Source organism: Photorhabdus bodei, assembly GCF_003287735.1.
In the GTDB taxonomy this organism is placed as follows: Bacteria; Pseudomonadota; Gammaproteobacteria; order Enterobacterales; family Enterobacteriaceae; genus Photorhabdus; species Photorhabdus kayaii.
The window spans coordinates 31,798-55,823 of record NZ_NSCM01000006.1; the positions used below are offsets into that span (position 1 = coordinate 31,798).

Sequence of the window (24,026 nt, forward strand, 5' to 3'; positions counted from 1 at the left end):
GTGGCTTGGGAGAGCCAAATTGTATGAGCCGTACTCTTAATATTGCCCTTGCACAGCTTAATTGGATGATTGGTGACATTGAAGGCAACTGTGAACGTATGTTGCAGACAGTACAGGAACAACAGCACCAAGGTGCTGATTTGGTGATGTTTTCTGAACTGGCGATATCCGGTTATTCTCCAGAAGATCTCTTATTCCGGGCTGATTTTCATCAGCGTTGCCGTGAGCAATTAGCACGTTTACAGGCGTCCAGTTGCCAAACTGCTATTTTAGTTGGTCATCCTTGGGAGCAGGACGGGGAGATTTACAACGCACTTTCCTTATTCTGGCAAGGGGAGATCTTGGCCCGTTATTTCAAGCAACGGTTACCCAATTATGGTGTTTTCGATGAGAAACGCTATTTTAAAGCGGGCAATCAAAGCTGTGTTGTGCCATTTAAGGGCTACAATCTTGGTTTATTGATTTGTGAAGATTTATGGTTTGATGAGCCGATTGATGCCTTGAAACAGGCCGGTGCAAACTTAATTCTTTCTATCAACGCTTCTCCATATAATCGTGAAAAACCTTATATTCGTTATGAACTGATTAGAGAACATTGCCAACGTACAGATCTACCCATGATTTATCTTAATCAAGTTGGTGGTCAGGATGAGCTGATTTTCGATGGCTGTTCTAAAGTTTTTAATGCAAATGGTGAAGTGACTCATCGGTTAGCCGCATTTAATGAACAGATCCAACAATGTCGTTTTAATGAATTAACGATTGAACCTATGGTTAATCCGGCACCTGAATTACCGCCATTGCAGCAGGTATATCAGGCATTAGTCCTTTCAGTGCATGATTACGTTCGCAAAAATGGCTTTCAAGGCGTGTTATTAGGCTTATCTGGGGGAATTGACTCTGGCTTAACGCTGGCAATCGCTGTTGATGCATTGGGCAAAGATCATGTTCAGGCTGTTATGATGCCATTCCGCTATACATCTGAAATGAGTATAGAAGATGCTAAAGAACAAGCTGAGATATTGGGTGTTGAGTTTAATGTGGTGTCGATCGAACCGATGTTTGATGCATTTATGGCACAATTTGAACCTCTGTTTGCGGGTACGGCCAAAGATACCACCGAAGAGAATTTACAGGCGCGTTGCCGTGCCGTTATTCTGATGGCGATGTCTAATAAACGCCATCGTCTCGTGCTGACGACCAGTAATAAGAGTGAGTCAGCGGTGGGATATTCCACATTATATGGTGACATGGCGGGTGGTTTTAATGCGCTGAAAGATGTACCGAAAACATTGGTATTTGAATTAGCAAAATATCGTAATACCGTTTCGCCGGCGATACCTCAAAGAGTGATTGATCGTCCGCCATCGGCAGAATTGGCGCCTGGGCAGCTTGATCAGGACAGTTTACCGCCTTATGACATTCTGGATAATATTCTGGAAGGTTATGTGGAACAGGATAAATCGGTTGATGAGCTGGTGGCGGCGGGGTTTGATGAACAGATTGTGCGTAAAGTTGTTCGTTTAATCGATATTAACGAATATAAACGTCGTCAGGCGCCAGTGGGGCCGCGTATTACGCCTCGCAATTTTGGTAAAGACAGACGCTACCCGATTACCTCTGGTTTCGGCCGTAAAAACTGGTAACAACAGGAAAACTTCATGAAAAAGATTGATGCGATTATCAAACCTTTCAAACTAGATGATGTGCGTGAAGCGCTGGCGGAAGTGGGTATCACCGGAATGACGGTAACAGAGGTGAAAGGTTTTGGGCGCCAAAAAGGTCATACAGAGCTGTATCGCGGTGCGGAATATATGGTGGATTTTCTGCCAAAAGTGAAAATAGAAATTGTCGTGCCAGATGATATTGTCGATACCTGTGTTGAAACCATTATGCAGACGGCACAGACCGGGAAAATCGGTGATGGTAAAATATTTGTATTCGACGTGGCGCGTGTTGTGCGTATCCGTACCGGCGAGCAGGACGAAGAGGCGATTTAACTTAATTTAAATTTTTTTTGGGTGGTGACAGGTAGATATAAGGCGTCACTCTCAATAAAAGTAGCCGGAATTCTTCGATGACCGTTTAGACGGTCATCGATAATAGATACATTCATTTATAATCTTATATACTCAATCAAGGCGATGAACTACCTTACAAGTAAAGGTTCTATCACATATCCATTTTCTGTAACTCGATTTTCTCCGACAATAATCTTAGTGTCAGGTAAAATGAAATATGAATATATGATTTTAAGTCTTCTGACTGACATGATATAACCACGCCAATCGTCGACAACCCAAGAATCTCTATAACCTCCAGAAACTATAGTAAAATAATCGTCGGACACTTTGAATTGTGCTTGATCAGTGCTCCAGTAGTTAATTGCAACTTCAATCGTGTCACATTTCGTATTGTTGGTAACGTGAATCATGCCCATATTACAACTCCCTTACTATTTCAATCTGATTTCATTAAGATTGGACTTTATTAGGATGCCGTTTCGGACTAACAACATTAAATATAAATGAACTAGCTTACAAATAAAGGTTTTATCACATACTCATTTTCTGTAACTCGATTTTCTCCGACAATAATCTTGGTGTCAGGTAAAATGAAATATGAAAATGTAATTCCTAGCCTTTTGACTGACATGATATAACCGCGCCAATCGTCAACAAACCAGGAAGCCCTAAAATATCCAGGACTGATATTAAAATAATCGTCGGACACTGTGAATCTTGCGTAATCAGTACTCCAGTAGTTAATCGCAACTTCAATCGTATCATTTTTCATATTGTTGGTAACGTGAATAATGCCCATATTACAACCCCTCACTATTTCAATCTGATTTTATTAAGATTAGACTTATTAGGATGTTGTTTTGGACTAACAACATTAAGTATAGATGAGGAATTCTTATCTAATTTAACATTCTTTATCGTTTTTATTTCATAAAATAACTGATCACTATAATTAATGTTTGGAATGAATTATCAAAACAGTTTTTAATTTAAACTATCGGATGATTTATTACGGTTTGAAACTAGTTAAATCTTCTCAAACCGTAAATAGTGGTAAATAAGAATTGCGGGAAAACCTCTTGCCTGCTGAAAATATGTTGGATCATCTTTGCCTTGGCTTTCTGGACAGGTTATCATAAATATCATTACTATAAATTAAATACTGTTTCTATTCACTTCACTTTATTAGTTATTATCACCGCATAACATTTCTAATATTAAATTGAAAATTTAAATCACCTTATGTGGGCCAAACATTCATAGTGAATAAATTGTTTATCATTACTTCTGTCCTCTGTCCTCTGTCCTCTGCCTTCTGCTATTTCATCATATTTTCTTATGAACTCATTGCATGATTGATTAAAAAACATCATAATTGCTTATTTTGTGATCATTTCGTTTAGGGATATATTGTGAGCTGACGATTCAACAGAGGTAATCATCGTTATGGTTAATAATTTTGATGTAGAACGAACAGGGCTGGTTTTTACTCTTACGGTTGGTAATCTTCCTGTGAAAACTTTTGCTGTGGTTGATTTTATGCTGGATGAAGCGTTGTCAACGCTATTCAGTTTGCACGTCACACTGACTTGTATCAAGCCGGACATTGATTTTGCGGAAGTTCTGGATAAATACGCCACATTGACCGTTTATCGTGACGGACAACCTGAGCGTTATATCACCGGGATTGTGACTCATTTTGTGCAGGAAACCGCGAACCGTTATCGTAGTGGTTATTCCTTGACTCTCCATCCTTCCTTGTGGCGTGCCGGATTGCGGGTTAACTCCCGTATTTTTCAGCATCAATCCGTCACCGATATTATTGATAGGCTATTGAAAGAAAATGGCGTTCGTCAATTCTCTTGTTGCTTGCGTTATGAACATCCCGTACGGGAGTTCTGTGTTCAGTACGATGAGAGTGATTTGGCTTTTTTACAGCGTCTGTTAGCTGATGAAGGGATCTTTTATTACTATTACTTTAATCAGGATAAGGGTGAGCCGACAATGGTTTTTGTCGACTCTTACGCTGAGAATGGCTCTCTTACACTGCCCTACAACCCAGAACTTGACGCCACAGGCAGCCAGTGTTGCGTCAGCCGGTTTCGTTGGGAAGAAAAAGTGGGCATCGCTGAAGTTTCGGTGAGAGATTACACATTTAAACATCCCCGGTGGTTTGCTGATTTTCAATTCCACGAAAATTACAGGTACATCGGCAATCAGCGTTCGGATTTACCTAGTTACTATTACTATGACTTTCCCGGACGTTATAAAGATAAGAATGGGCAGCGGATAAGTCAGTACCGGCTGGAGGCGTTGCGTAATGATGTTTTGCTCGGTAATGGGCATAGTGATAGTTTTGCTCTCTTACCGGGCAGGTGGTTTAAGCTTACCGATCATCCGAAAGAAAAATTTAATACTTCGTGGCAAATAATCCAAATTACTCACCAAGGCCATCAGCCTCAAGCGGATGAATCTCGTTTTGGCGGCAGAGGGACGACTTTGACGAACCATTTCACCTTTGGTAGCCCCAACCGGGTATGGCGTCCTTCGCCTTATCCCAAGCCACGTATTGATGGCTTGCAAATTGCCACAGTGGTGGGGCCGGAGGGAGAAGAAATATTTTGTGATGAATATGGACGAGTACGGGTGCAATTTGACTGGGACCGGTATGGCGAACTTAATGATCAGAGTTCTTGCTGGATAAGAGTTAGCCAATCTTGGGCTGGACACTGTTGGGGGATGATGACCATTCCGCGTGTTGGTCAGGAAGTCTTGGTTGATTTTCTGCATGGTGATCCTGACCAGCCGATTATTATTGGTCGTACCTATAATGCCATTAATCTCCCACCGAACCGTTTGCCGATGGCAAAAACGCAGATGGTAATCCGATCAAAAACCCATAAAGGGGAAGGGTTTAATGAACTGCGTTTTGATGATGATAAAGGCGGTGAGGAAATCTATATTCATGCTCAGAAGAACATGAAAACGGAGATTTTAAACGATGAAATGGTCAATATTGCACATAATCAGACTCATCATATTAGACATGACGCCCATTTACGTGTTGATAATGAATATCGTGTTCTGGCGCAGCATGATATTTCCGTTTCAACCGGACAAAAACTTCATATTAAAGCTGACGATGCGTTGTTGGTACAAAGTGGAAATGAAATTCACCTCAGTTCCGGGGCGAAGATAGTCATTGATGCTGGAAGTGAGCTCACCTTACAGGCTGCGGGGCATTTTATTAAAATTGACGTCGGCGGCATCAGCAGTAGTGCCGGGATCAATTTTGCCAGTGGAACACCGGGTACAGGTTCGGGGTGGGGAGGAAAACTGCCGGATATGCTGGATAAATTGGAACAGGTCAGTGCTGAAATATCCACTCCCGTTGCTCAAGAACTACTTAAAGAAATTTGTCTCAGTTGTTTGATGAAAGCTGAACTTGAAGAAGCAATAACCGTTATTCGGGGGTAATTATGACACTTGAATTAAGCGAAAAATTGGTTAATTACCAGAAAAAACATCCCGGCATTCGGCTTTACGCATTGGTGAATGGTTTGCAGTATAAACGCTGTTTTGGTGAGGAGATTAATTATATCGTGGGTGTCAACAACCCACTATTCCGGCACTATCCAGATTCAAAACTTGCGTTTGCAGGCCCGTGGCTATTTGATATGGAATATGCACGTCAATGGCAAGAAAAATTATCAACACTTGAAGAAACGTATCCGGCAGTATCATGGTTATTAACCTCTCTGTCATTAGATAAGCTGACTCGCCACCTTGTACCATATTTAAATATTCAACTGCCGACAAAACAGATTGCGCTTCTACGTTTTTATGATCCTCGTATTTTGCATCGCATCAGTGACATTTTTAGCCATGAGCAATTGTCCGCATTCACGTATGATATTAATAAATGGGTTTATCAACACAATGCCACTTATTATTCGGTATCAGGAGCTCCATTATGATTGAATTGACTCAGGAACAATTTGATATTATCACCAAACTGGAAAAACAGACGGTGATTGATCGTATACAGGCCGAACTTCTCACCAAACATGCGGATTTAATTCCTTCCCCATCTTCGCTGAACGAACGGCTAATGGCTGCTTATGACTATTTGCTGTCATTAAACTTTCAGGATAAATACTTGATTCAATCCTATTTATCTCTGGTCGCGTTTAATCCTGATTTTCAGCATGCCTTGCCAATCAAGACAGCCTTGGAATCCCCTGATCAAAAACCCGAGCAGCAATTTAAAGATATTCTTTGTATTGCAAAAAATAAGATAAATAGGAGACGTTAATATGCCAATACCCTTATTAGCTCCGGTCGCAGTGGGTGCGGCTGAATATATCGCCAGCGCTTGTGCCGGAGTATTAATTGCGGTTGGGCTGATGGAAGCCGGTAAAGATAAATCCGTTATAGAGGATGACGACATTCACCATAAGAAAACGGATTTTGTGATAAGCCCTGAAATCACAGATGAAGATCGAAATATCGTCTGGAGCGCCGAAGCCCATGCGGATTTTTGGGAGGACGATGATTTAGGGGATGAATCTGTTGATACCAGTGCGGTTCAGACTAAAGCCCAGTCTGAGACGGAAGAGTGTGAAAAAACGGAAACTAAAAAAGCATGCAAGGCTTGCCTTGCTATTCCGGTGACAAGTGAAAAATATCGCAAGGTGAGTCGCTGGAGCGCCATCACGATTAACTATCAGCGATTTATTGCGAAAACTAAATATAACCCGCTCACTCAAATGATCCAGGAATTTCAATGCCTGAAAGTGACGTTTGATGGCTGGCGACCAGCGTATTGCTTATTTCTGGAAGCCAAAGCGCGGTATGACCAGTTTTTTATTAGTGAGGATGAGCCTAAGGGTTGGTGGAAAGGTGTTAAATCAGCACAAAATCAGGCTGTCAGACATCAGGCCGTATGTGATGTGCTGGATAGTACTCCTCATGTGGAATGGCACTTTTTACAGCCCATCAGTTATGGATATTTTAAAGTACTGTTTAGTAAATATAAAAATATCAGTGTTCACTATACCCCTTGCGACAGTTTAGTTTAACACGAGGTAAACATGGCAATAGTTCGTATAAAAATTAATGTATATTATGAGCAGAGAGAAACCATTACCGCCCATACAGCTTTGATGGATTTGTTTCATATTACACGGCAAATTGATGTCTTTTTTAACCAAGGAAAAGCTTGGTACTTAACTGGCTACTCCCGAAAGGAGGCCCTAAAACATCTTGTGTTTGATGAACAGGGGCCAACGGAGGTTGCCATAAAAAGTTTCGAAAAAGATTATAAGAAAAATTTTCCTGCTCTTATTAATGGAATATGGGATGGTGAAAAGGATGAATTATCCAGTGGCATGAGTTATAGAAAAATGTTAATTGATCGCCCTAATTGGGTCTGGCTGGAAATGAACCTAAGGATTGACAGTCATCAGTTTGATGTTTCTCGATTAATTGATTTTGTCAAATATTTAGCGGCTAGCCGTGATTTTCCTTATATTCAAGTCGAAAATAATGGTTATACCGTAAAAGGCAAACAAGTTTTCCCTGATCGCCTCAGTGTCGGCTGGATGCTTTACCAGCCCCGTATTATTGATAAGTTCTATCTGCCTATGGCGGAAGATGTGCTGCCTATGTACCAAAATAATGAACAGATCGGCACTCTGATTATCACCAAGAAAGGGATTTTTGATGGAAGAAATCAGGAGGATATTGATAAATCCAATGATGTTGAAATTCAGTTGGTAAACTTGGGATTACTGCCATTAATTACCGAAGTTTGATGAGGAATGATGTTATTTACCAATCGGAAAACGATGGAGAACTTTAATGTCAAAGGCGGTTATTCTGCTGGGTGATACGACAGATCATGGCGGTGAGGTGATTACCGCTATTGCTCAATATACTCACAATGGTATTCCCATAGCAGGTAAAGAAGATTTGGTGGCGTGTCCTCAGTGTAAAGGTGTCTTTCCTATTATCCAGGGGGCTGACTCTTTAACATATAAAGGGAAAGCGATTGCGCTTGAAGGAATGCAAACAGCCTGTGGAGCAAAGTTAATTGCCAGTCAGCATGAGTTTACTCTTGCCAGTTAATGTGAGTTCAATTCAGGGCATTTAAAACCCTGGTCAGAAATCCGAACAGCAGTTTAAAGATATTCTTTATATTGCAAAAAATAAGATAAACAGGAGACGTTAATATGCCAATACCCTTATTAGCTCCGGTCGCAGTGGGTGCGGCTGAATATGTCGCCAGCGCCTGTGCCGGAGTATTAATTGCGGTTGGGTTGATGGAAGCCGGTAAAGATAAATCCGTTATAGAGGATGACGACATTCACCATAAGAAAACGGATTTTGTGATAAGCCCTGAAATCACAGATGAAGATCGAAATATCGTCTGGAGCGCCGAAGCCCATGCGGATTTTTGGGAGGACGATGATTTAGGGGATGAATCTGTTGATACCAGTGCAGTGCAGACTAAAGCCCAGTCTGAAACGGAAGAGTGTGAAAAAACGGAAACTAAAAAAGCGTGCGAGGCTTGCCTTGCTATTCCGGTGACAAGTGAAAAATATCGCAAGGTGAGTCGCTGGAGCGCTATCACGATTAACTATCAGCGATTTATTGCGAAAACTCAATATAACCCGCTCACACAAATGATCCAGGAATTTCAATGCCTGAAAGTGACCTTTGATGGCTGGCGGCCGGCATATTGCCTGTTTCTGGAGGCTAAGGCGCGGTATGACCAGTTTTTTAATAGTAAAGGAAATCCTAAAAATTGGTGGAAGGGAATTTATTCCGCTAAAGAGCAGGCACGCAGAAATCAAGTAGTCTGTGATGCACTGGATAATACTCCGCGTGTGGAATGGCATTTTTTACAGCCTGTCAGTTCTGGCTATTTTAAGATATTGTTCGGTGAATATAGAAATATCAGTGTTCACTATACCCCTGCGACGCTTTAGTTTAATACGAGGTCAACATGGCAATAATTCATATAAAATTTAATATACGTTATGAGCAACAAGAAAACATTACTCCTAATATTGCATTGATAGATTTGTTTCATATTACTCAGAAAATAGATATCTTTTTGGGGCAGAAAAAAAGCTGGTTCTTAAAGGGATATTCCCGTAAAGATGCCTTGAAACATATTGTATTTGATGAGCAGGGGCCAACTGAAGTTGCCATAAAAAGTTTCGAAAAAGATTATAAGAAAAATTTCCCTGCTATTATTAATGGAATATGGGATGGTGAAAAGGATGAATTAGATAGTGGAATTGATTATTTTAAATCATCAACTTCTCGCCCGAATTGGGTGTGGTTAGTATTAAATTTAGCGGCTGATACTAGTCAGCTAAGTCTATCCCGGTTAATTAACTTAGTTAAATACTTAGCGACCAGCCGTGATTTTCCTTATATTCAGGTGGAAACTAACGGCTATACCTTAAAAGGCAGGCAGGTTTTTCCTGATCGCCTTAGTGTCGGCTGGATGCTTTACCAGCCTCGTATTATTGATAAATCCTATTTGCTTATGGCGGAAGATGTGCTTCCTGTGTATCAAAATAATGAACAGATAGGCACCCTGATTATTACCAAAAAAGGCATTTTTGATGGAAGAAATCAGGATGATATTGATAAATCCAATGATGTTGAAATACAGTTGGTGAACTTGGGATTACTGCCATTAATTACCGAAGTTTAATGAGGTGATGTTATTTGCCAATCGAAAAACGATGGAGAACTTTAATGTCAAAAGCGGTTATTCTGTTAGGTGATACGACAAATCATGGCGGTAAGGTTATTACCGCTATCGATGAATATACTCACAATGGTGTTCCTATTATTGCAAAAAATAAGATAAGCAGGAGACGTTAATATGCCAATACCCTTATTAGCTCCGGTCGCAGTGGGTGCGGCTGAATATGTCGCAAGCGCTTGTGCCGGGGTATTAATTGCAGTCGGTATCATGGAAGCCGGTAAAGATAAATTCGTTATAGAGAATGACGATATTCACCATAAGAAAACAGATTTTGTGATAAGCCCTGACATCACGGATGAAGATCGAAATATCGTCTGGAGCGCCGAAGCCCATGCGGATTTTTGGGAGGACGATGATTTAGGGGATGAATCTATTGATGCCAGTGCGGTTCAGACTAAAGCCCGGTCTGAGACGGAAGAGTGTGAAAAAACGGAAACTAAAAAAGCGTGCCAGGCTTGCCTTGCTATTCCGGCGACAAGTGAAAAATATCGCAAGGTGAGTCGCTGGAGCGCTATCACGATTAACTATCAGCGATTTATTGCGAAAACTAAATATAACCCGCTCACACAAATGATCCAGGAATTTCAATGCCTGAAAGTGACGTTTGATGGCTGGCGGCCAGCGTATTGCCTGTTTCTGGAGGCTAAAGCGCGGTATGACCAGTTTTTTAAGGATAATAAACCTAAAAGATGGTGGAGAGGACGTTATTCAGCTAGAAATCAAGCAGAAAGGCATCAAACGGTTTGTAATGTACTAGAGGGGACACCTCACGTGGAATGGCACTTTTTGCAACCAATCAGTTATGGATATTTTAAGGTACTGTTTAGTAAATATAAAAATATTAATGTCCACTATACCCCCTGCGACAGTTTAGTTTAATCCGAGGTCAACATGGCGATAATCCGTTTAGAAATCAATGTGTATTACCAACAGCAGGAAACCATTACCGCGAATACGGCATTAATGGACTTGTTTAATATCACACGGCAAATTGATATCTTTTTTGGGCAGAAGAAGACTTGGTATTTAACAGGTTACTCTAGAAAACTGGCTCTGCAACATGTCGTGTTTGATGAGCAGGGGCCAACTGAAGCCGCTATAAAAAGTTTCGAAAAAGATTACAAGAAAAACTTTCCGGCGCTTATTACTGGCATATGGGATGGTGAAAAGGATGAATTATCTAGCGGCATAGATTATAGCAAAATGCCAAGTGTTCGTCCTAACTGGGTTTGGCTGCAATTGAGTCTAAATATTGACAGCCATCAACTTGATGTATTGCGGTTAATTAATTTGGTTAGCTATTTGGCCTTAAGCCGCAATTTACCCAATATTCAGGTAGAGTCGAATGAATATACCTTAAAAAGCAAACAGGTTTTCCCTGATCGCTTAAGCGTCGGCTGGATGCTTTACCAGCCTCGTATTATTGATAAATCCTATTTGCCTATGGCGGAAGATGTGCTTCCTGTGTATCAAAATAGTGAACAGATCGGCACTCTGATTATTACCAAAAAAGGCATTTTTGATGGAAAAAATCAGGATGATATTGATAAATCCAACGATGTTGAAATACAGTTGGTGAACCTGGGATTACTGCCATTAATTACAGAAATTTAATGAAAGGTGATGTTATTTACCAATCGGAAAACGATGGAGAACTTTAATGTCAAAGGCGGTTATTCTGCTGGGTGATACAACAGATCATGGCGGTAAGGTGATTACTGCTATTGATGAATATACTCACAATGGCATTCCTATAGCAGGTAAAGAAGATTTGGTGGAGTGCCCTCAATGTAAAGGTGTTTTTCCTATTATTCAGGGTGCTAGCTCTCTAAAATATAAAGGAAAACCTATTGCGCTTGAAGGAATGCAAACAGCTTGTGGAGCAAAGTTAATTGCCAGTCAGAGTAAATTTACCCATGACTTTTGAAATGTTTAATCCTGATTTTCAGCATGCCTCATCAATCAAGTCTGCTGTGGAATCCCCTGACCAAAAATCCGAGCAACAGTTTAAAGATATTCTTTGTATTGCAAAAAATAAGATAAACAGGAGGCGTTAATATGCCAATACCCTTATTAGCTCCGGTCGCAGTGGGTGCGGCTGAATATGTCGCAAGCGCCTGTGCCGGGGTATTAATTGCAGTCGGTATTATGGAAGCCGGTAAAGATAAATCCGTTATAGACGATGACGACATTCAACATAAGAAAACGGATTTTATAATCAGCCCTGAAATCACGGATGAAGATCGAAATATCGTCTGGAGTGCCGAAGCCCATGCAGATTTTTGGGAGGACGATGATTTAGGGGATGAATCTGTTGATACCAGTGCGGTTCAAACTAAAGCCCAGTCTGAAACGGAAGAGTGTGAAAAAACGGAAACTAAAAAAGCATGCCAGGCTTGCCTTGCTATTCCGGTGACAAGTGAAAAATATCGCAAGGTGAGTCGCTGGAGCGCCATCACGATTAACTATCAGCGATTTATTGCGAAAACTAAATATAACCCGCTCACACAAATGATCCAGGAATTTCAATGCCTGAAAGTGACGTTTGATGGCTGGCGACTAGCGTATTGCTTATTTCTGGAAGCCAAAGCGCGGTATGACCAGTTTTTTGATACTGAAGGTGAACCCAAAATTTGGTGGAAAGGGAGTAAATCAGGTAAAAAACAGGCGGAAAGGCATCAAACTGTTTGTGATGTACTAGAGGGGACTCCGCATGTGGAATGGCATTTTTTACAACCAATCAGTTATGCTTATTTTAAGGGAATATTTAGTCAATTTAAAAATATCAGTGTCCACTATACTCCCTGTGCCGATTTAATGGCGAGAATTTAATTCGAGGTTCAAATGACAATAATCCGTATAAAAATCAATGTGTATTATGAACAACAGGAAACCATTACTGTAGATACAGCATTAATGGATTTATTTCATATTACACGGCAAATCGATATCTTTTTCAGACAGGAAAAGACATGGTATTTAACTGGTTATTCACGAAAAGAGGCCCTAAAACACATTGTGTTTGATAAACAAGGGCCAACAGAAAAGACAGTGAGCTATTTTGACAAATCTTATAAAAAAGATTTTCCTTCACTTATTGAAGATATGTGGGATGGTGAGCGGGATGAGATAGCCAATAGTATTAGTTATAATAAACTGTCTACAAGAGGTCCAAACTGGGTTTGGCTAGAATTCAATTTAAAAATTGATAGCAGCCAACTGAATGTATCCCGATTGATTGATTTAGTTAAATATTTAGCGACCAGTCGTGATTTTCCTTATATTCAAGTAGAAACCAACGGCTATACCTTAAAAGGTAAACAAGTTTTCCCTGATCGCTTAAGTGTTGGCTGGATGCTTTACCAACCCCGCATTATTGATAAGTCTTACCTGCCTATAGCGGAAGATATGCTCCCTGTGTATCAAAATAATGAACAGGTCGGCACTCTGATGATTACCAAAAAAGGTATTTTTGATGGAAAAAATCAGGATGATATTGATAAATCTAATGATGTTGAAATTCAGTTGGTGAATCTGGGATTACTGCCATTAATTACCGAAGTTTAATGGAGGATGATATTTTTTACCAATTGAAAAACGATGGAGAATTTTCATGTCAAAGGCGGTTATTCTGTTAGGTGATATGACAGATCATGGCAGTAAGGTTATTACCGTTATTGATGAATATACTCACAATGGTGTACCTATTATGGCAAAATAAGATAAGCAGGAGACGTTAATATGCCAATACCCTTATTAGCTCCGGTCGCCGTGGGTGCGGCTGAATATGTCGCAAGCGCCTGTGCCGGAGTATTAATTGCAGTTGGTATCATGGAAGCGGGTAAAGATAAATCCGTAATAGATGATGACAGTATTCAACATAAGAAAACGGATTTTATAATCAGCCCTGACATCACGGATGAAGATCGAAATATCGTCTGGAGTGCCGAAACCCATGCGGATTTTTGGGAGGACGATGATTTAGGGGATGAATCCGTTGATACCAGTGCGGTGCAGACTAAAGCCCGGTCTGAGACGGAAGAGTGTGAAAAAACGGAAACTAAAAAAGCATGCCAGGCTTGCCTTGCTATTCCGGTGACAAGTGAAAAATATCGCAAGGTGAGTCGCTGGAGCGCCATCACGATTAACTATCAGCGATTTATTGCGAAAACTAAATATAACCCGCTCACACAAATGATCCAGGAATTTCAATGCCTGAAAGTGACGTTTGATGGTTGGAGACCTGCGTATTGCCTGTTTCTGGAGGCCAAAGCGCGGTATGACCAGTTTTTTGATAGTGATAGTAAACCTAAAAGGTGGTGGAAAGGTCAGATTTCTGCGCGAAATCAGGCAAAAAGACATCAAGTAGTCTGTGATGTACTGGAGGGAACTCCTTATGTGGAATGGCATTTTTTACAGCCTGTCAGCTATGGGTATTTTAAAATACTATTTATTGAACATAAAAATATCAATGTTTATTATACTCCTTGTAAAGATTTAACTTAATTTGAGGTCAACGATGGCAATAATTAATTTGGAAATCAATGCACGTTATGAACAACAGGAAACTATTACCTTAAATACGGTGTTAATGGATTTATTTTACATTACAAGGCAGATTGATATTTTTTTCGGGCAGAAAAAGACTTGGTATTTAACTGGATATTCTAGAAAACAGGCTTTACAACATATTGTGTTTGATGAGCAAGGACCAACTGAAGTTGCGATTAGAGACTTTGAAAAAGAGTATAGGAAAAATTTTCCTTCACTTATCAATGGAATGTGGGATGGACAAAAAGATGAATTATCTTGTGGCATTATTTATGATAAATCAAAATCTGGGCATCCTAACTGGGTTAAGTTAGAACTCAATTTAAAAATTGACAGTAGCCAACTGAATGCATCCCGATTAATTGATTTAGTTAAATACTTAGCGACCAGCCGTGATTTTCCTTATATTCAGGTGGAAACTAACGGCTATACCTTAAAAGGCAGGCAGGTTTTTCCTGATCGCCTTAGTGTCGGCTGGATGCTTTACCAGCCCCGTATTATTGATAAGTTCTATCTGCCTATGGCGGAAGATGTGCTTCCTGTGTATCAAAATAATGAACAGATCGGCACTCTGATTATTACCAAAAAAGGCATTTTTGATGGAAAAAATCAGGATGATATTGATAAATCCAACGATGTTGAAATACAGTTGGTGAACTTGGGATTACTGCCATTAATTACCGAAGTTTAATGAGGTGATGTTATTTACCAATCGAAAAACGATGGAGAACTTTAATGTCAAAAGCGGTTATTCTGTTAGGTGATACGACAGATCATGGCGGTAAGGTTATTACCGCTATTGATGAATATACTCACAATGGTGTTCCTATTATTGCAAAAAATAAGATAAACAGGAGGCGTTAATATGCCAATACCCTTATTAGCTCCGGTCGTAGTGGGTGCGGCTGAATATGTCGCCAGCGCCTGTGCCGGAGTATTAATTGCGGTTGGGTTGATGGAAGCCGGTAAAGATAAATCCGTTATAGAGGATGACGACATTCACCATAAGAAAACGGATTTTGTGATAAGCCCTGAAATCACAGATGAAGATCGAAATATCGTCTGGAGCGCCGAAGCCCATGCGGATTTTTGGGAGGACGATGATTTAGGGGATGAATCTATTGATGCCAGTGCGGTTCAGACTAAAGCCCAGTCTGAGACGGAAGAGTGTGAAAAAACGGAAACTAAAAAAGCGTGCCAGGCTTGCCTTGCTATTCCGGTGACAAGTGAAAAATATCGTAAGGTGAGTCGCTGGAGCGCTATCACGATTAACTATCAGCGATTTATTGCGAAAACTAAATATAACCCGGTCACACAAATGATCCAGGAATTTCAATGCCTGAAAGTGACGTTTGATGGCTGGCGGCCAGCATATTGCCTGTTTCTGGAGGCTAAAGCGCGGTATGACCAGTTTTTTAATAGTGAAGGGAAACCCAAAAGTTGGTGGAAAGGTGATGAATCAGGCAAAAAACAGGCTGAAAGGCATCAAAAAGTCTGTGATGTTCTAGAAGGCACACCTTATGTAGAATGGCATTTTTTACAACCAATCAGTTATGCTTATTTTAAGGTACAGTTTAGCGAGTATAAAAATATTAGAGTTCATTATACCCCCTACGACAGTTTATTTTAATCTGAGGTCAACATGACAATAGTTCGTATAGAAATAAATGTACGTTATGAACAGCAAAAAACTATTACTGCTAATACGGCATTGATGGATTTGTTTCATATCACACAGCAAATCGATATATTTTTCGGGAAGAAAAAAACATGGTTTTTAAAAGGATATTCCCGAAAAGAGGCATTAAAACATATTGTGTTTGATGAACAAGGGTCTACAGACGAAGCAGTAAGTTATTTTGAAAAATCTTATAAAAAAGACTTTCCTTCACTTATTGAAGGTATATGGGATGGTGAAAAGGATGAGTTATCTAGTAGTGTTAGTTATAATAAATTGTCAACAAAAGGTCCTAACTGGGTTAGGTTAGAACTCAATTTGAAAATTGACAGTAGTCAGCTTGGTATTTCCCAATTAATTGAACTTGTCAAATATCTAGTGACCAGTCGTGACTTCCCTTATATTCAGGTCGAAACCAACGAATATACATTACGGAATAAACAGGTTTTCCCTGATCGCTTAAGTGTTGGCTGGATGCTTTACCAGCCTCGTATTATTGATAAATCCTATTTTCCTATGGCGGAAGATGTGCTCCCTGTGTATCAAAATAATGAACAGGTAGGTACGCTGATTATTACCAAAAAAGGGATTTTTGATGGAAGAAATCAGGAGGATATTGATAAATCCAACGATGTTGAAATACAGTTGGTGAACTTGGGATTACTACCGTTAATTACCGAAGTTTAATGAGGTGATGTTATTTACCAATCGAAAAACGATGGAGAACTTTAATGTCAAAAGCGGTTATTCTGTTAGGTGATACGACAGATCATGGCGGTAAGGTTATTACCGCTATTGATGAATATACTCACAATGGTGTTCCTATAGCAGGTAAAGAAGATTTGGTTGCGTGTCCCCAATGCAAAGGTGTTTTTCCTATTGTTCAGGGTGCTGACTCTTTAAAATATAAAGCGATTGCGCTTGAAGGAATGCAAACAGCTTGTGGGGCAAAATTAATTGCCAGTCAGAGTAAATTTACCCATGACTCTTGATATCAATGGAGCTGACGTCCAATAAGACGGGCTCCACAATAAGCAAACTCCATAAGGTCTCTAGAATAGTGATGAATTGGTTTTTTCAGTCACATTAAGTACATTCAATACACATGAATATTGAATATCGGAGCCCATAAATTAAAGATAGTTTCTGTTCAGTTCACTTTCTTGGCTATTATCACTGTAATATGAAGTTGAAAATTTAAATCACTTTATGTGGGCCAAAACATTCATAGTGAATAAATTGTTCATCTATTCCCATATCCAATAACTGTTTCGCTACATATTGCATAAAGGGAACTGGACCACAGAAATAGAAGTGCATTCCTTCTGTTTTCAATGCCTCATTCAGAACTGCCAGATCCATAAAACCTTTGTATTGATAATGGATACCTTGTTGATCTTCATCCCTTGGTTCGCGATACCAAATTATGCTGTCGAAATTCGGCATTGCTTGTGCAATTGTGGCGACTTCATTACTAAACGCGTGATGGCCGCCGTGTTCTGCCGCATGTAACCAGTTAATTTGGCTATTATGGTTTTGCTGGTGGAGGTGATGCAACATGCTCATCATGGGGGTCAGGCCAACACCCGCAGAAATCAAAGTAACCGGCGTTTCTGATTTAATATCAAGGAAAAAATCACCGCGTGGGGCGGCCAGCCAGACGGTATCGCCTTGTTGCATCTTATCGTGCATATGGTTGGAAACGATTCCTTGTGGCTCACGTTTAATCGCAATCCGGTAGCTGGAACCGTTTGGGGCTGCCGTCAGTGAATACTGGCGAATTTCTCGGTTAGCAAAATTATCATCTTCCAGATAAATGCTCAGATACTGACCAGGTTTGTAATCCATCACTTTCCTGCCATCCTGTGGTATAAATTCAAAGCTGCAAATTACCTCACTTTTTACCTCTTTCCGGCTGATACGGAATGGACGCAAGCCACGCCAGCCACCATCTGTTGATTCTCCGCTATGATAAATTTGCTCTTCACGATTGATAAAAACATCAGCGAGCACGCCGTAAGCTTTTCCCCAAGCATCCAGAATCTCATTTCCTGGCTGGAACATTTCATCCAGCGTTGCCAATAGGTGCGTACCGACAATCTGATAATGCGCTGGTTGGATATTCAAACTGGCGTGTTTATGAGCAATTTTTTCCACTGCCGGCAGTAGTACTTCTAGGTTATCAATATTGGCTGCATAGGCGCAGATCGCATTGAACAGAGCTTCACGCTGATCGCCATTAAGTTGATGACTCATATTAAAAATGTTTTTCAACTCAGGATTGTGCTTGAACATCCGCTCGTAAAAATGAGCAGTCAGTTTTGGGCCAGTAGCAGAAAGTAAGGGAATAGTTGATTTGACAGTGGCAATAGTTTGGCTATCCAGCATGGTGAAGCTCCTGAATTTCTTTCAAGTGGGTAATGAAATTTATAACATGTAATTTAAATGCAACTTATACCTTTTTGGGGGCCTTGTAAATATAGAATGTGGTCTTTATGGCAAAAAAATAGTCATAATGGATATTTGTACTAAGGAAGGGGCTTCTTTAGGCCGTAAATTCTGACAAAGAGGAGAAATGGAGCGTAATTTTCATTACCCTACTTTAGAGCAGGTACTGTGCTTGCAATCGATATGCAATCGTTTGCGTAAAATATTTTGTCAAGACTATCTCATTAGGTGAAAAGGGTTTACACTGTGTGCCATTCGGCCCCTTGGGGTGTTGTTTGAAGAGAAGTTAGCTGAGTCAGGAGAACCCAATGTTAAAGCGTGAAATGAATATTGCTAGTTATGATCCCGAACTATGGCAGGCGATGGAGCAAGAAGTTGTTCGTCAGGAAGAACATATCGAATTAATTGCCTCTGAAAACTATACCAGCCCAAGAGTTATGCAGGCACAGGGCTCTCAACTCACTAACAAATATGCCGAAGGTTATCCGGGTAAACGCTATTACGGTGGTTGTGAATATGTAGACGTTGTTGAACAATTAGCTATCGATCGTGCTAAGGCGCTGTTTGGTGCTGATTATGCCAACGTTCAACCACATTCTGGTTCTCAAGCGAATGCGGCAGTTTATATGGCTTTGTTGCAACCGGGCGATACGGTTCTGGGGATGAATTTGGCACATGGCGGTCATTTGACCCACGGCTCTCCGGTTAACTTCTCTGGTAAGTTATATAATGTTGTGCCTTACGGCATCGATGAAAGCGGTAAAATCGATTATGACGATATCGCGGCACAAGCTGAAAAACACCAGCCAAAAATGATTATCGGTGGTTTCTCGGCTTACTCCGGTGTGGTTGATTGGGCAAAAATGCGTGAAATTGCAGACAGCATTGGTGCTTACCTGTTCGTTGATATGGCACACGTTGCTGGCCTAATCGCCGCAGGAGTGTATCCTAACCCGGTTCCTCATGCTCACATCGTTACTACCACGACGCATAAAACACTGGCGGGTCCACGTGGTGGTTTGATCTTGGCAAAAGGTGGCGACGAAGAGTTGTATAAAAAACTGAACTCTTCTGTATTCCCTGGCTGTCAGGGTGGACCCCTGATGCATGTGATCGCAGGCAAAGCGGTGGCATTGAAAGAAGCAATGGAACCAGAATTCAAAGCGTATCAACATCAGGTTGCTGATAACGCGAAAGCGATGGTTGAAGTGTTTTTGGCACGTGGTTACAAAGTCGTTTCTGGCGGTACAGAGAATCACCTGTTCCTGCTGGATCTGGTTGATAAAGACATCACTGGTAAAGATGCCGATGCTGCGTTGGGTCGAGCCAACATTACGGTAAACAAAAATAGCGTGCCTAATGATCCGAAGAGCCCATTTGTAACTTCTGGTGTGCGTATCGGTACGCCTGCGATTACCCGCCGTGGCTTTAAACAAGCAGAAGCGCGTGAATTGGCTGGCTGGATGTGTGATGTATTGGACAACATCAATGATGAAGCGACCATTGAAACAACTAAGCAGAAAGTTCTGGCTATTTGCGCAAGATATCCGGTTTACGCATAAATTAAAATTTCAATAAGTCATTACAAAACCTGCTCCGGCTAACATTGTTTGCTTAAGTGGGATATTGAGGAGTGATGCGTGGATTTTCCCCCGGGGAATATCTACTTCAAGATAACTCTCAATATCTTAATTTCTTGAGCTAATCAAGTTAGGTAAGGGCGGGTTTTTTGCATTTTTTACCAGGGAGGACTAATGGTTATTCGATCGACGCGCTGGCTGGCGTTAGATTACTTCACATATTTCTTTTCTTACGGGATATTTTTACCTTTCTGGGCAACCTGGCTACAGGGTGAAGGTATAGAGCACGATATGATAGGGGTTCTATTGGGTGCAGGTTTGATTTCCCGTTTCTTGGGCAGTTTGTTAATCGCACCTACAGTTAAAGATCCCGCAAAACTTATTTTTGCGCTACGTATATCAGCATTGATAACCTTTATTTTCATCGTTGGCTTTACATTAGGAAATCATTGGGCGTGGCTCCTGTTCGTCATGGTTGGCTTCAATCTATTTTTTTCGCCGATGATGCCATTGAGTGATGCGCTGGCGGGAACATGGCAAAAACAATTTCCTTTTGATTACGGCAAGATACGGGTTTGGGGTTCAATTGCCTTTATTATCAGCTCAGCATTAACCGGGGAATTAATCTCTGTCTGGGGACATCGTGCCATCCTCATCACGATATTGTTTAGCGTCTTCTCTACGTTGTTGGTGACATTACTTAGGCCTTCTATCATGCCTGTTGGTGAAGTCAAATCCGCCAAAGTGGATGTTGTGTCATTTAAGCAGTTGTTGTCTGAAAAACCGGTATGTCGGTTCCTGTTATGTGTCGCTTTATTGCAGGCGGCTCATGCGGGATATTACAGCTTCAGTGCGATTTACTGGAAAAATGCAGGCTATTCTGCCTCGGTAGTCGGTTATCTCTGGTCATTGGGCGTAGTGGCTGAAGTTATTATTTTTACTTTGAGTAATAAATTATTTCGGCGTTGGAATGCTCGTAATCTTTTGCTGCTTTCTGGCATATGTGGCGTTGTTCGCTGGGGATTGATGGGAACATTCACCTCATTACCAGTGTTGATTATCGTTCAAATTTTGCATTGTGGTACGTTCACTGTCTGCCATTTGGCCGCGATGCGTTTTATCGGTGCGAGAAGAGAAGGGGAAATTGTGCGTTTACAGGCGGCTTATTCTGCGTTGGCAATGGGGGGAGGTATCGCTGTCATGACGGTAATTGCTGGATTTATGTATGATTATCTGCACAGTGGCATTTTCTGGATGATGGCTTTGGTTGCTTTTCCTGCTATTTTCGTACGACCACAGGTTAAAGCTCATAATTATTAACAATATACATTTAGTTTCTTACAATATTTTTGTAAGAAACTAAATGCCTCAATAAGATTTTTATGAGATATCATGTTGAATAAATTAACAATAAAAGATATCGCGCGCTTGGCTAATGTCAGTAAATCAACCGTCTCGCGAGTATTAAACAATGAGAATAGTGTAAGCCCACAAGCACGTGAAAGAGTTGAAACGATTATCCAACAAAATAATTTTATTCCATCTAAATCAGCAAGAGCGATGCGAATAAAAAGTGACAAAATCATTGCTTTAGTTGTGTCGCGTCTGGGATCTTTTTCAGAGAATTTATCAATAAGTACCATGTTACCCCTGTTTTACCAGCATGGTTACGACCCCATTATTATGGAAAGTAATTTTGATCCACAGCTTTTACAGGAACATCTACGTCAGTTGGCATTACGTCATGCAGATGGCATTATTTTGTTCGGTTTTACCGGATTGTCAGAAGAGTCCCTCTTCCCTTGGCGTGACAAAATGGTGGTATTTGCCCGTGAATATACAGGTTTTTCTTCTGTATGTTATGACGATATTGGTGCTGTTCGTTTATTGATGAATGAATTCTATCGGCGGGGGCACAGAGATATTAGTTTTCTTGGCGTAGATGATTGTGATACCACGACAGGTTTTCTTCGCCATCAATCTTATCTAACTTGTTGTGAACAGCAAGATTTGCGTCCGCTTGCTGTTCAATGTGATTTAAGCTATCAGAGTGGGTTTCAGCATGTTAATAAGGTATTGAGAGAGAAAACGACAGCTTTAATCTGTGCAACCGATAGTTTGGCATTAGGTGCATATAAATATTTGCAGCAAAATAATCGGGAAGATATACAAATAGGTAGCATTGGTAATACACCTTTATTGAATTTTTTATACCCTAACACGCTTTCTATTGATTTGGGTTATGGTGAGGCGGGTAAATATGCGGCTGGTCAATTAATTGCTCAAATAAATCGTCAATACCCAAAACAACAAGTAATCATTCCGAGTAAGTTGGCTTAAAAATAAGAAATATTTCCGTCTCAATGTGATCTTCAACCCACTTTTGGGAACGTTCCCATGACAAGCATAACCAAATGATATTAGGATAAAATTAGTTTACTAAGCATGCTAATTAGTAATTGATACTAACTTATGATGACTGGCTATTATGAAAAACAAAATAAATTCTAAAGATATAGAAAAACTAATTACATTAATCGGTGGTTGTGAAAATATAGCCAGTGTAACTCATTGTATTACCCGATTGCGGTTTATATTAGTTGAACCAGTTAAAGCCAAGCCGGATGAGATAAAGAATTTGCCGATGGTTAAAGGCTGTTTTACCAATGCAGGGCAATTCCAGGTAGTGATAGGCACGAATGTTGGTGATTATTATCAGGTTTTAAATCGTTATCTTGGTCAATCTGAATTGAATAAAAAAGATAAACAGCAGGTTGAGAAGAAAAACATGAAATGGCAAGAGCGCTTCATTTCTAAGTTTGCGGAAATATTTTTTCCTCTCTTACCAGCATTAATTAGCGGTGGGCTTATTCTAGGTTTCCGTAACATTATTGGTGATATTCCTTTTAGTGAAGGCAAAACTTTAGCTCAAATATATCCTATTTGGAAAACGATATATGATTTTTTATGGCTGCTAGGAGAGGCAATATTCTTCTATCTGCCAGTGGGTATTTGTTGGTCGGCGGTTAGGATGATGGGTGGAACACCGATATTAGGCATTATATTGGGAATAACACTGGTCTCGCCGCAATTAATGAACTCTTATTACTTAGGGCAACAAATCCCTGATATATGGAATTTCGGCCTGTTCACGATTGGAAAAGTGGGTTATCAGGCGCAGGTTATTCCGTCACTTTTGGCGGGTATTACTTTGGGGTGGATTGAAGTTCAGTTAAAACGGGTGGTTCCTAGTTATCTCTATTTGGTGATTGTTCCAGTAGTCTCGTTAATATTGGCAACCTTTTTAGCACATAGTCTTATTGGGCCATTTGGTCGGTTACTTGGTGATGGGGTAGCTTGGGTTGTTAAGGCGTTGATGACCGGAAGTTTTGCTCCTATTGGTGCAGCTTTATTTGGATTCTTTTACGCGCCGTTGGTGATTACCGGTATACATCAGACCACATTAGCCATAGATATGCAGATGGTTCAAAGTATAGGTGGAACACCGATCTGGCCTATTATTGCATTATCCAATATTGCTCAGGGATCGGCGGTTGTTGGTATTATTTTAGTCAGTAAGAAGCATAATGAACGTGAATTATCCGTACCTGCGGCTATCTCCGCCTATTTGGGCGTTACTGAGCCGGCAATGTACGGTATTAACATTAAATATCGATTTCCTATGTTCTGTGCCATGATTGGTTCCGGTTTAGCTGGGTTGATTTGTGGGTTGAGTGGTGTATTGGCAAACGGTATTGGCGTGGGTGGGCTGCCAGGTATTCTTTCGATCAAGCCGCAATTTTGGCTAATTTACGCATTAGCTATGCTTGTCGCTATCATTGTTCCGTTGATTCTCACGACCGTTGTTTATCGAAAGAAGAATATGACCGGTATGTTAGCTGTTGAATAATGCTGTTAAATCTTCACAAGTAACAGATATAAAAATAACCATTTGG

At 40.5% G+C, this 24,026-nt stretch carries 28 protein-coding genes and 1 pseudogene; 27 read left to right on the top strand and 2 right to left on the bottom strand.

From position 1 onward, the window contains the following. Nucleotides 1-23 precede the first annotated feature (23 nt). Nucleotides 24-1,646: an NAD+ synthase gene (locus CKY02_RS06425; protein WP_112894649.1), complete on the top strand. Its 1,623-nt coding sequence runs from the start codon at nucleotides 24-26 to the stop codon at nucleotides 1,644-1,646. 15 nt (nucleotides 1,647-1,661) lie between these two features. Further along, nucleotides 1,662-2,000, top strand: coding sequence for a nitrogen regulatory protein P-II (gene glnB, locus CKY02_RS06430; RefSeq protein ID WP_011147501.1), 339 nt, complete (start codon nucleotides 1,662-1,664; stop codon nucleotides 1,998-2,000). Nucleotides 2,001-2,532: 532 nt separating this feature from the next. On the opposite strand, the gene CKY02_RS06440 is transcribed toward glnB, so the two are convergent. Continuing rightward, nucleotides 2,533-2,823 carry a hypothetical protein gene (locus CKY02_RS06440; RefSeq protein WP_036777751.1) on the bottom strand — a complete coding sequence of 97 codons (291 nt, stop codon included), beginning with the start codon at nucleotides 2,821-2,823 and terminating at the stop codon, nucleotides 2,533-2,535. Nucleotides 2,824-3,470: 647 nt separating this feature from the next. Here CKY02_RS06440 and CKY02_RS06445 point away from each other — a divergent pair. The 21 genes from CKY02_RS06445 to CKY02_RS06530 all read left to right on the top strand — a co-directional run bounded on the left by CKY02_RS06445 (nucleotide 3,471) and on the right by CKY02_RS06530 (nucleotide 17,034). Continuing rightward, nucleotides 3,471-5,501: a type VI secretion system Vgr family protein gene (locus CKY02_RS06445; RefSeq protein WP_112894650.1), complete on the top strand. Its 2,031-nt coding sequence runs from the start codon at nucleotides 3,471-3,473 to the stop codon at nucleotides 5,499-5,501. Nucleotides 5,502-5,503: 2 nt separating this feature from the next. Next, nucleotides 5,504-6,001, top strand: coding sequence for a DUF4123 domain-containing protein (locus tag CKY02_RS06450; protein ID WP_112894651.1), 498 nt, complete (start codon nucleotides 5,504-5,506; stop codon nucleotides 5,999-6,001). After that, entirely contained in the window at nucleotides 5,998-6,339 is a 342-nt protein-coding gene (locus CKY02_RS06455) for a hypothetical protein (protein ID WP_112894652.1), read from the top strand. The genes CKY02_RS06450 and CKY02_RS06455 overlap by 4 nt, the downstream gene beginning before the upstream one ends. Nucleotide 6,340: 1 nt before the next feature. After that, entirely contained in the window at nucleotides 6,341-7,105 is a 765-nt protein-coding gene (locus tag CKY02_RS06460; protein ID WP_112894653.1) for a Tox-REase-5 domain-containing protein, read from the top strand. Nucleotides 7,106-7,117: 12 nt separating this feature from the next. After that, nucleotides 7,118-7,840, top strand: a complete 723-nt coding sequence (locus tag CKY02_RS06465) for an Imm52 family immunity protein (protein WP_112894654.1) — start codon at nucleotides 7,118-7,120, stop codon at nucleotides 7,838-7,840. A gap of 46 nt (nucleotides 7,841-7,886) precedes the next feature. Continuing rightward, a complete protein-coding gene (locus CKY02_RS06470; RefSeq protein ID WP_065390258.1) occupies nucleotides 7,887-8,153 on the top strand; it encodes a PAAR domain-containing protein in 267 nt (88 codons plus the stop codon). Between the two features lie 104 nt (nucleotides 8,154-8,257). Further along, nucleotides 8,258-9,016 carry a restriction endonuclease fold toxin 5 domain-containing protein gene (locus CKY02_RS06475; RefSeq protein WP_112894655.1) on the top strand — a complete coding sequence of 253 codons (759 nt, stop codon included), beginning with the start codon at nucleotides 8,258-8,260 and terminating at the stop codon, nucleotides 9,014-9,016. 17 nt (nucleotides 9,017-9,033) lie between these two features. Then, nucleotides 9,034-9,756, top strand: coding sequence for an Imm52 family immunity protein (locus CKY02_RS06480; RefSeq protein WP_112894656.1), 723 nt, complete (start codon nucleotides 9,034-9,036; stop codon nucleotides 9,754-9,756). 44 nt (nucleotides 9,757-9,800) lie between these two features. Beyond that, the gene (locus CKY02_RS26210) at nucleotides 9,801-9,929 is read left to right on the top strand and encodes a PAAR domain-containing protein (RefSeq protein WP_274382154.1); all 129 of its coding nucleotides are present in this window, start codon (nucleotides 9,801-9,803) and stop codon (nucleotides 9,927-9,929) included. 1 nt (nucleotide 9,930) lies between these two features. Then, nucleotides 9,931-10,692: a restriction endonuclease fold toxin 5 domain-containing protein gene (locus tag CKY02_RS06485; RefSeq protein ID WP_112894657.1), complete on the top strand. Its 762-nt coding sequence runs from the start codon at nucleotides 9,931-9,933 to the stop codon at nucleotides 10,690-10,692. A 12-nt stretch (nucleotides 10,693-10,704) separates the two neighbouring features. Continuing rightward, nucleotides 10,705-11,427 (top strand): Imm52 family immunity protein, encoded by a 723-nt coding sequence (locus CKY02_RS06490; protein ID WP_112894658.1) that lies wholly within the window; start codon nucleotides 10,705-10,707, stop codon nucleotides 11,425-11,427. Between the two features lie 46 nt (nucleotides 11,428-11,473). After that, nucleotides 11,474-11,740, top strand: coding sequence for a PAAR domain-containing protein (locus CKY02_RS06495; protein WP_112894659.1), 267 nt, complete (start codon nucleotides 11,474-11,476; stop codon nucleotides 11,738-11,740). Between the two features lie 131 nt (nucleotides 11,741-11,871). Next, entirely contained in the window at nucleotides 11,872-12,645 is a 774-nt protein-coding gene (locus tag CKY02_RS06500) for a Tox-REase-5 domain-containing protein (RefSeq protein WP_112894660.1), read from the top strand. Nucleotides 12,646-12,657: 12 nt separating this feature from the next. After that, nucleotides 12,658-13,380, top strand: coding sequence for an Imm52 family immunity protein (locus CKY02_RS06505; protein ID WP_112894661.1), 723 nt, complete (start codon nucleotides 12,658-12,660; stop codon nucleotides 13,378-13,380). Nucleotides 13,381-13,426: 46 nt separating this feature from the next. After that, nucleotides 13,427-13,534, top strand: a complete 108-nt coding sequence (locus CKY02_RS26865) for a PAAR domain-containing protein (protein ID WP_476641885.1) — start codon at nucleotides 13,427-13,429, stop codon at nucleotides 13,532-13,534. A 20-nt stretch (nucleotides 13,535-13,554) separates the two neighbouring features. Next, nucleotides 13,555-14,319: a Tox-REase-5 domain-containing protein gene (locus CKY02_RS06510; RefSeq protein ID WP_112894662.1), complete on the top strand. Its 765-nt coding sequence runs from the start codon at nucleotides 13,555-13,557 to the stop codon at nucleotides 14,317-14,319. A 28-nt stretch (nucleotides 14,320-14,347) separates the two neighbouring features. After that, entirely contained in the window at nucleotides 14,348-15,055 is a 708-nt protein-coding gene (locus CKY02_RS06515; protein ID WP_338047383.1) for a hypothetical protein, read from the top strand. Between the two features lie 44 nt (nucleotides 15,056-15,099). Then, a complete protein-coding gene (locus CKY02_RS26215; RefSeq protein ID WP_262405178.1) occupies nucleotides 15,100-15,228 on the top strand; it encodes a PAAR domain-containing protein in 129 nt (42 codons plus the stop codon). A gap of 1 nt (nucleotide 15,229) precedes the next feature. Further along, entirely contained in the window at nucleotides 15,230-15,994 is a 765-nt protein-coding gene (locus CKY02_RS06520) for a restriction endonuclease fold toxin 5 domain-containing protein (RefSeq protein WP_112894664.1), read from the top strand. 12 nt (nucleotides 15,995-16,006) lie between these two features. Next, entirely contained in the window at nucleotides 16,007-16,729 is a 723-nt protein-coding gene (locus tag CKY02_RS06525; RefSeq protein ID WP_112894665.1) for an Imm52 family immunity protein, read from the top strand. Nucleotides 16,730-16,773: 44 nt separating this feature from the next. Further along, nucleotides 16,774-17,034, top strand: a complete 261-nt coding sequence (locus CKY02_RS06530) for a PAAR domain-containing protein (protein ID WP_112894666.1) — start codon at nucleotides 16,774-16,776, stop codon at nucleotides 17,032-17,034. Nucleotides 17,035-17,239: 205 nt separating this feature from the next. Here CKY02_RS06530 and hmpA read toward each other — a convergent pair. Continuing rightward, a pseudogene (gene hmpA, locus CKY02_RS06535) lies at nucleotides 17,240-18,433 on the bottom strand (NO-inducible flavohemoprotein); the annotation flags it as partial. A gap of 365 nt (nucleotides 18,434-18,798) precedes the next feature. Here hmpA and glyA point away from each other — a divergent pair. From glyA to treB, 4 genes are all read left to right on the top strand, one after another. Further along, the gene (gene glyA / locus CKY02_RS06540; RefSeq protein WP_112894668.1) at nucleotides 18,799-20,052 is read left to right on the top strand and encodes a serine hydroxymethyltransferase; all 1,254 of its coding nucleotides are present in this window, start codon (nucleotides 18,799-18,801) and stop codon (nucleotides 20,050-20,052) included. Nucleotides 20,053-20,244: 192 nt separating this feature from the next. Beyond that, nucleotides 20,245-21,390 (top strand): 3-phenylpropionate MFS transporter, encoded by a 1,146-nt coding sequence (locus CKY02_RS06545; protein WP_112894669.1) that lies wholly within the window; start codon nucleotides 20,245-20,247, stop codon nucleotides 21,388-21,390. A 72-nt stretch (nucleotides 21,391-21,462) separates the two neighbouring features. After that, nucleotides 21,463-22,410: a trehalose operon repressor TreR gene (gene treR / locus CKY02_RS06550; RefSeq protein ID WP_112894670.1), complete on the top strand. Its 948-nt coding sequence runs from the start codon at nucleotides 21,463-21,465 to the stop codon at nucleotides 22,408-22,410. 148 nt (nucleotides 22,411-22,558) lie between these two features. Beyond that, complete coding sequence (gene treB, locus CKY02_RS06555) at nucleotides 22,559-23,980, top strand: PTS trehalose transporter subunit IIBC (RefSeq protein ID WP_112876338.1); 1,422 nt, start codon at nucleotides 22,559-22,561, stop codon at nucleotides 23,978-23,980. Nucleotides 23,981-24,026: the final 46 nt, after the last annotated feature.

Coding starts and splice junctions, on each gene's coding strand:
- CKY02_RS06520 (WP_112894664.1), top strand. CDS start 15,230: ATGCCAATACCCTTATTAGCTCCGGTCGTAGTGGGTGCGGCTGAATAT.
- treB (WP_112876338.1), top strand. CDS start 22,559: ATGAAAAACAAAATAAATTCTAAAGATATAGAAAAACTAATTACATTA.
- CKY02_RS06510 (WP_112894662.1), top strand. CDS start 13,555: ATGCCAATACCCTTATTAGCTCCGGTCGCCGTGGGTGCGGCTGAATAT.
- CKY02_RS06480 (WP_112894656.1), top strand. CDS start 9,034: ATGGCAATAATTCATATAAAATTTAATATACGTTATGAGCAACAAGAA.
- CKY02_RS06445 (WP_112894650.1), top strand. CDS start 3,471: ATGGTTAATAATTTTGATGTAGAACGAACAGGGCTGGTTTTTACTCTT.
- CKY02_RS06525 (WP_112894665.1), top strand. CDS start 16,007: ATGACAATAGTTCGTATAGAAATAAATGTACGTTATGAACAGCAAAAA.
- CKY02_RS06450 (WP_112894651.1), top strand. CDS start 5,504: ATGACACTTGAATTAAGCGAAAAATTGGTTAATTACCAGAAAAAACAT.
- CKY02_RS06490 (WP_112894658.1), top strand. CDS start 10,705: ATGGCGATAATCCGTTTAGAAATCAATGTGTATTACCAACAGCAGGAA.
- CKY02_RS06475 (WP_112894655.1), top strand. CDS start 8,258: ATGCCAATACCCTTATTAGCTCCGGTCGCAGTGGGTGCGGCTGAATAT.
- glyA (WP_112894668.1), top strand. CDS start 18,799: ATGTTAAAGCGTGAAATGAATATTGCTAGTTATGATCCCGAACTATGG.
- glnB (WP_011147501.1), top strand. CDS start 1,662: ATGAAAAAGATTGATGCGATTATCAAACCTTTCAAACTAGATGATGTG.
- CKY02_RS06460 (WP_112894653.1), top strand. CDS start 6,341: ATGCCAATACCCTTATTAGCTCCGGTCGCAGTGGGTGCGGCTGAATAT.
- CKY02_RS06485 (WP_112894657.1), top strand. CDS start 9,931: ATGCCAATACCCTTATTAGCTCCGGTCGCAGTGGGTGCGGCTGAATAT.
- treR (WP_112894670.1), top strand. CDS start 21,463: ATGTTGAATAAATTAACAATAAAAGATATCGCGCGCTTGGCTAATGTC.
- CKY02_RS26215 (WP_262405178.1), top strand. CDS start 15,100: ATGTCAAAAGCGGTTATTCTGTTAGGTGATACGACAGATCATGGCGGT.
- CKY02_RS26210 (WP_274382154.1), top strand. CDS start 9,801: ATGTCAAAAGCGGTTATTCTGTTAGGTGATACGACAAATCATGGCGGT.
- CKY02_RS26865 (WP_476641885.1), top strand. CDS start 13,427: ATGTCAAAGGCGGTTATTCTGTTAGGTGATATGACAGATCATGGCAGT.
- CKY02_RS06505 (WP_112894661.1), top strand. CDS start 12,658: ATGACAATAATCCGTATAAAAATCAATGTGTATTATGAACAACAGGAA.
- CKY02_RS06465 (WP_112894654.1), top strand. CDS start 7,118: ATGGCAATAGTTCGTATAAAAATTAATGTATATTATGAGCAGAGAGAA.
- CKY02_RS06440 (WP_036777751.1), bottom strand. CDS start 2,823: ATGGGCATTATTCACGTTACCAACAATATGAAAAATGATACGATTGAA.
- CKY02_RS06530 (WP_112894666.1), top strand. CDS start 16,774: ATGTCAAAAGCGGTTATTCTGTTAGGTGATACGACAGATCATGGCGGT.
- CKY02_RS06470 (WP_065390258.1), top strand. CDS start 7,887: ATGTCAAAGGCGGTTATTCTGCTGGGTGATACGACAGATCATGGCGGT.
- CKY02_RS06495 (WP_112894659.1), top strand. CDS start 11,474: ATGTCAAAGGCGGTTATTCTGCTGGGTGATACAACAGATCATGGCGGT.
- CKY02_RS06545 (WP_112894669.1), top strand. CDS start 20,245: ATGGTTATTCGATCGACGCGCTGGCTGGCGTTAGATTACTTCACATAT.
- CKY02_RS06500 (WP_112894660.1), top strand. CDS start 11,872: ATGCCAATACCCTTATTAGCTCCGGTCGCAGTGGGTGCGGCTGAATAT.
- CKY02_RS06425 (WP_112894649.1), top strand. CDS start 24: ATGAGCCGTACTCTTAATATTGCCCTTGCACAGCTTAATTGGATGATT.
- CKY02_RS06455 (WP_112894652.1), top strand. CDS start 5,998: ATGATTGAATTGACTCAGGAACAATTTGATATTATCACCAAACTGGAA.